A 6,471-nucleotide genomic window follows, 5' to 3' on the forward strand; every position below is an offset into this window, starting at 1 on the left:
CAAGGCGTTGCGCCCTCATCTCACATTGGGGGTGAGGTGAATGTGTTGGGCGCTAAAGTCGGACTCTTCGGTGCCAATATCAACGCTTCTGGCACCAATGGCGGTGGTAACGTGCGAATTGGTGGGGATTATCAGGGTAAGGGTACAATTCCCAATGCTTTACGCACGTTTGTTAGCAGGGATTCAGTGATTAATGCAGATGCCCTAAATCAGGGTAACGGGGGACGGGTAATTGCCTGGGCAGATGAGGCAACCCGCTTCTACGGGACAGTTACCGCGCGGGGTGGGTTGCAAAGTGGTAATGGTGGTTTTGCTGAAGTGTCGAGTAAGGGGTTCCTTGATTATGCTGGCGTAGCTAACTTATCGGCTTCTCAAGGTCAATTTGGGAGTTTGCTGTTAGACCCAACTAATATCACAGTTGTTCCAGGTGTAAATAATCCAGCCGAACTAGCAGCGAATGATCAGTTTGCCGATTCAGGCGTAGATAGCACTATTAACAATGGCACGATTGATGCAGCAACGGCAAATGTTATCCTGCAAGCGACCAATAACATTACCTTTAATGCACCTATTAATATTGCTCAACGAGGAGTTGGCATTACAGCTCAAGCTAATAACGACATTGTTGTGAATTCGGGCAGCACTATCACTACTAATGGGGGTGCCGTCAACTTATTTGGTAACAGTGATAATAACGGTGCAGGAAGAGTCGAAATCCAGGGTGCTATCTCCACGCAGGGTGGGGATATTACCATCAAGGGGACTAGTAATATCACTGATACATCAGGCATTTTTATTACAAGGCAGATTGACTCTGGGGGTGGAAAAATCACCCTCAACGGTACTAGCAGTGGATTTAGCACGGAGTTCGGTTTTGCTAGAGGCATCGACGTGTTAGGGGCGAATATCCTCTCAAGAGACGGGGAGATCGACTTCACGGGGTATAGCCAAAATGGTTATGGCATCGCTCTTGACGGTGACGGGACGACGATCAACTCTGGGGCTGGGAAAATGACCTTCAACGGGACTAGCGTAGAGACCATAGGCATCATCGTTTTTGGGGGGACGAATATCATCTCAGGAAGCGGGGATATCATCTTCACTGGCAAGAGCAGCAGCACGAATAGCGGCAGCACTCAGGGCATCTTACTTTATGACCCTGGCCTTAACCTAGGCATCCCGAAGATCGAATCTGGAACAGGGAAGATCACCTTCAACGGGATTAGCAACGGTATTGCTGACCCTGCTATCCAAGTTCAAGTGCCTATCACATCAGGGGGCGGGGATATCATCCTTACTGGTAACAACAACAACGGCAAGAGCATTGAGGTCTCAAGCACGCTCACCTCCGGAGGTGGTGATATTAGCCTGAACGCTCAAGGTAATATCGTCACCAGTCAAGGGACAATTGACGCTAGCTCTGCAACTGGCAATGGAGGAGCGATCGCTCTTAATGCCACTGGCAATATTTTTACAGGGAATATCAACTCTAGTGGAGGGCTGAATGCTGGGCCAATCTTCCTAAACAGCCAAACGGGTACGATCAATACCACTGCTGGTGTTTTGAATGCTTTGGGGGGTAACAATGGCGGCAATATCACCATCCAAGCCCCTGGTGACATTAGAGTAGGACAAATCGGTCTCCTCAATAGTGGCTTCAACCAAAATAGCGGGAGTCTCAGCATCACCAGTACTGGAGGGAATATCACCAGCACCAGTCCGCTATTTACAGCTTCTGCCTTTGGCAATGGCGGTGATATCAGCTTCAATGCTGCTGGCAACATTACTGTTGCTGCGATGGATGCCTCTTCTTTTCAGAGCAAGGGGGGTTCAATTACCCTCAACGCTGGTAACAACAGCACTATTAGGCTCAGTGGAGATATAACAACGAACCAAAACAGCGTTACCTTCAACCGTCCAGTCAACCTAGCGGGGAATGTCAACATTTCCGACACGGGCAACATTATCTTTAACAACACGGTTGATGGCACTAAAAACCTAACCCTTAACCCTGGTAACGGCATTGTTCAATTCAATGGTTTTGTGGGTAGCTCGATACCTCTCAATAATTTGAGTGTCGGAGGCGATATTACTACTAATAATCCAGCAGGGATAGATATCAGGACAATTAATAACATCCAAATAGGAAGCATTACCTCAGCAGGCGGGATTGCACTCTCTAGTAGCAACAGAAACATTACGGCTGGCATTCTCAACTCCTCATCCTCGGAAAATGGCGGTAATATTACCCTGAATGCTCGTGGGACTATTAACGTTAACCAAATTAATGCTCAAAGCCTCGGTAATGGCAGGGGAGGAAATGTTGATATTACAGCTAATAAATTCTTCCAGGCTACTGGCTCTTTCCTAGATCAAAATGGCGTAAATGCCAGTATTTCTACCGCAGGCAGGGCAGGAGGTGGCTCCATTATCATTCGTCACGGGGGTGGAGGCTTAATCCCTTTTATTGTGGGCAATAGCAAGACGAACGGAACCCAAGGAGCGATTACTAGAGGGAACGCTGAATCTGAACAGACGATTTTTCCCACCCAATCGTATCTCGACACTCACAAACAGGATAGCGATCAGATTCAAATCATATCCACTGCCCCTCTCCCAGCAGATGCCAATCCTATCCTGCCGGAGGCAATACACCTTCCAGAGCGAAGCGGAAACCCCTTAAAGGATTTAGCCTTTCTTATTGGGGATACTCTCAAAGCTGAAACCCAGATTGAGCTAGACCCTAAAACCGGAACCTACAATTTTGCATGGCACCCTCACGACCCAAGCAATTTATCGCTTAATGTTAACAGTCCCCTAGCTGTTGGTCAGATTGATAAGCTGTTTGAGGAGGAATACGAGAAGTACTTTGGAGAAAATCTTACCAATGAAGTCGTTACAGTTGAAAGCATTCGAGATACGCTGAAGACGATTCATAGTCAAACTCAAACAAGTCCTGTCGTTATCTATGCGCGATCGCTTCCCGACTCTTTGGAACTCACATTAGTTCTTCCCGAAGGCACTCCCATTCGCAAAACCGTCTCAGCTGCCAATGCTGCTGCTCTAAAGAAAACCTTAGATGAGTTCCGCCAAACTCTCACTACTCCCCAAAGCCCCACAGCTTACCTCGCTTCTGCACAACAACTCTATCAGTGGCTGATTGCCCCCCTCGAACCCCAGTTAGAAAAACTTAACATCGACACCCTGATCTTTTGCATGGATGCCGGTTTGCGTACCATCCCAATGGCAGCACTCCATGACGGCAAGCAGTTTCTCGTAGAAAAATACAGCCTCGGTTCTATCCCCAGTATCAGTCTCACCAATACCCGCTACAACTCCCTAAAGGATGCCCACGTTCTAGCAATGGGAGCCTCCAAATTTCAAAAGCTGCAACCTTTACCTTCGGTGCCCATTGAGTTAGATGTGATTACCCCGCAGTTGTGGGCAGGAAAATCCTTCCTCAACGAAGGATTCACTCTGAATAATCTCCAGTCCCAGAGTCACTCCTTTCAAATCATCCACTTGGCAACCCACGCTGACTTCAAACCGGGGGATATTAATAACTCTTTTATTCAGCTATGGGATACTCAATTAAAGTTAGGTCAACTACGCCAGATGGGCTGGAATCAACCACCTCAAGTTGAACTATTAGTCTTGAGTGCCTGTCGCACCGCGATGGGCGATGTAGACGCGGAGTTAGGCTTTGGTGGCTTGGCAGTGCAGGCGGGAGTCAAATCAGCCCTTGCCAGTCTGTGGTATGTCAGTGATAACGGAACCCTGATGCTGATGAGCGAGTTCTATCGGCAACTGAGTCAACCTGATGTGACGATCAAAGCCAAGGCACTGCAACGAGCTCAAATCGCCATGCTGCGGGGACAGTTGCGTCAGGATTCAGGAGAGCAGCGAGGGATCGGTGTGGTGGATACCATGCCTCTCCCACGGGGACTGCCGCCAAGTCAAGATTTATCCCATCCTTATTATTGGGCGGCTTTCACGATGATTGGTAGCCCGTGGTAAGACAGTCAAAAGTCAAAAAAACCGTATAAATACTAAAAACTGTCACCTTAATGAATGTGACAGTTAATCCTTTATCAGCTCAAACCTTAATAGACGGGGGATTTTGCTGATGTTGTTTCAACGAGCACGGAGGGATTTGAACCCCCGACCCTCAGAACCGGAATCTGATGCTCTATCCACTGAGCTACGTGCCCTTGCTTATCCACACTAGTATATCATGCCCTGTAAATAGAGTGGTTTTCGGTTTTACACCCTACGGTCGAGGCACGGTATGTCGTCCCCCTGCACCAGTCCTATAGGGCAAAACCAGCGGTTGATCACAGGTGCGATCGCTAGAGATAAGCCATAGGATCGACGGGTTCGCCATCTTTACGGACTTCAAAGTGGAGATGAGGCCCTGTTGATAATCCAGTAGAACCAACGGCAGCGATCGCATCTCCAGGCTGTACGGTTTTTCCCTGGCTTACATAAAGCTTACTGGTATGACCATAGAGGGTACTAATACCACCGCCGTGATTGATAATTACGGTATTGCCATAACCCCCATACCAACCCGCAAAAATTACTGTACCGCCTTCAGCGGCTCGAATTGTACTGCCATAGCTGGCACCAAAGTCTATACCAGCATGGAAGCGCAGGGAACGCAGAATCGGATGACGCCGCCAACCAAAGCCGCTAGTAATCTCTGCATCACTAGGAAACATCAGCACACCATTGCTAAAAACGCCGGTGTGGGGAAACATTGCCTTGTTAGAAGCGCCTACTTCCCGACGAATCAGGATACCGATATTTCTGGAATCGATCGCTAACTGTCCTTGAGCAGCTTCTAAGGCTTGCTTGTCGGTTTTGAGTCGATCCATGAGTTGCTGCTGTGCGGTAAGTTGTGCTTCATATTGCGTCTTTTGGGTTAGAACTTGCTGGGTGAGGAGAGCAATTTGGTTTTTCTGCGTTTCAACTTGTATTTTTTGCTGGTTAATGCGCAAGGCTTCAGTTTGTAAGTTGGCTAAGATTTTGCGGTCGGCTTGATACATCAATTTGACATGGCGACGGCGATCCATAAATTCATTGAGATTTTGACTTTTGAGCAGGATATCCCAACCAAAACCCGTTCGCCGCTGGCGTTGCAGGAAGCGCAGGCGAGCAATAATCGTGGCTTGTTTTTGCGAGTAGCGACTTTCAGCGATCGCTAAATCTTCTTGTACTGCTCTAAGACGCTTGTTGGCGAGTTCGATTTGAGCCGCGTAATCTTGATAGGCAGAGTCAGTAGCTTGGATGTTCTGTTGAATGCCTGTGAGTTGATTTTGAACCGCTTGTTCAATCTCCAATATGCGATCGCGTTCTTTTTTCAGTTGCGATCGTTGTTGGTTTATGGTCTGGCGCATCTGTTCTAACGTATCGACAGATGCAGCACTCGGTGAGGGGGAGGGGTCGGCACTTACGGGTGTTGGTATGACTAGCAACCCGATGAGCAGGCAAAAAGCGATTAAGTAAACGCCAAAATTTTTCCGTGTTCCTTGTCGTTGTCCGCTCATCCTTGAATAGTTTTGTCTGTATGGGACAGGCGTGAGTGAGCCGTAGGCTGGGACGCCTGTCATAGAGTTTCTGAGCCGTTATGATTTTTCGGCACTCGCCAGACAAAACATTCTAAAGTTTTATGGTCTCATCGAAGCGATCGCTCTAGTGGCTTGACTTTAACGACAGTAAGATAAATTGCTATTTTGCTCTGTCAGCAAACCATTGGAGACCCAACCCTTAGCAGGTAAGGCAATTTCTACCCAGTTACGATTATCAACAGTTTTGTTCGTTGCAGGATTGGTAGTCAGAGTGACCCGTCCTAGATAAGCTACACTACCCACTTGAGTGGCTGTAGTACTGGGTTCTCGTCGAATCAGTAAACCTTGTGAGGGTCGAATCACTTGACGGCACAGCTCTTTTGTTGGCGGGGTTTCACTATTTCCACCACAGGGCTTAAGGTTGATAGCATGGACAAATCCTGTGGTCGGTCCACTAATGCTGATGAAACCATTGGCATCGGATGAGTTAGCTGCTAGTGTCACTTGCTCGTTGGCGGCTAGCAGTCTTAAAGCTTCGCTGGTGGCATCAGCCGTTTTAAAAATGGGAATTTGTTGTTTGGTAGCACGGCACTGCCCGATCAGGGATGATTGTGCCAGTTTTAAGTTACTTTCAGAGGGGGTAATATCCGTCCCTGCCATAACAGGAGTACCCATTCCACTAGTGGCGATCGCAATTATAGCCAAAAGATTAATTGGCTGGCCCAATCGATTCATGGTTTCCATACAGTTCAACTCCTCACTCACAGATTCTGTTTACTGACACTCGCAAGAGTTCATACTGGGAGATTATGACATGACAGAGTTCGTTCGTTTTATCGTTTTTGGTGGGTATTGTCAACTTCCCCTAGGCTGAGTCAAATCCATCAATCTTTCCCCTTCT

Annotated in this window: 3 protein-coding genes and 1 tRNA gene; 1 reads left to right on the forward strand and 3 read right to left on the reverse strand. The window is 47.8% G+C overall.

Annotated elements, in window-relative coordinates; all coding sequences use genetic code 11:
• Window positions 1-4,017: CHAT domain-containing protein (locus V6C93_RS28035; RefSeq protein WP_333479964.1), on the forward strand; the 4,017-nt coding region annotated here is incomplete at its 5' end.
• A 121-nt stretch (window positions 4,018-4,138) separates the two neighbouring features.
• Here V6C93_RS28035 and V6C93_RS28040 read toward each other — a convergent pair.
• From V6C93_RS28040 to V6C93_RS28050, 3 genes are all read right to left on the reverse strand, one after another.
• Window positions 4,139-4,211: transfer RNA gene (locus tag V6C93_RS28040), tRNA-Arg, on the reverse strand.
• Window positions 4,212-4,349: 138 nt separating this feature from the next.
• Window positions 4,350-5,549, reverse strand: a complete 1,200-nt coding sequence (locus V6C93_RS28045) for a murein hydrolase activator EnvC family protein (RefSeq protein ID WP_333479965.1) — start codon at window positions 5,547-5,549, stop codon at window positions 4,350-4,352.
• Window positions 5,550-5,708: 159 nt separating this feature from the next.
• The gene (locus V6C93_RS28050) at window positions 5,709-6,314 is read right to left on the reverse strand and encodes an SH3 domain-containing protein (RefSeq protein ID WP_333479966.1); all 606 of its coding nucleotides are present in this window, start codon (window positions 6,312-6,314) and stop codon (window positions 5,709-5,711) included.
• Between the last annotated feature and the right edge of the window lie 157 nt (window positions 6,315-6,471).

The sequence above is a fragment of the Allocoleopsis sp. genome (assembly GCF_036703385.1).
GTDB lineage: Bacteria > Cyanobacteriota > Cyanobacteriia > Cyanobacteriales > Coleofasciculaceae > Allocoleopsis.

Coding starts and splice junctions, on each gene's coding strand:
- V6C93_RS28045 (WP_333479965.1), bottom strand. CDS start 5,549: ATGAGCGGACAACGACAAGGAACACGGAAAAATTTTGGCGTTTACTTA.
- V6C93_RS28050 (WP_333479966.1), bottom strand. CDS start 6,314: ATGGAAACCATGAATCGATTGGGCCAGCCAATTAATCTTTTGGCTATA.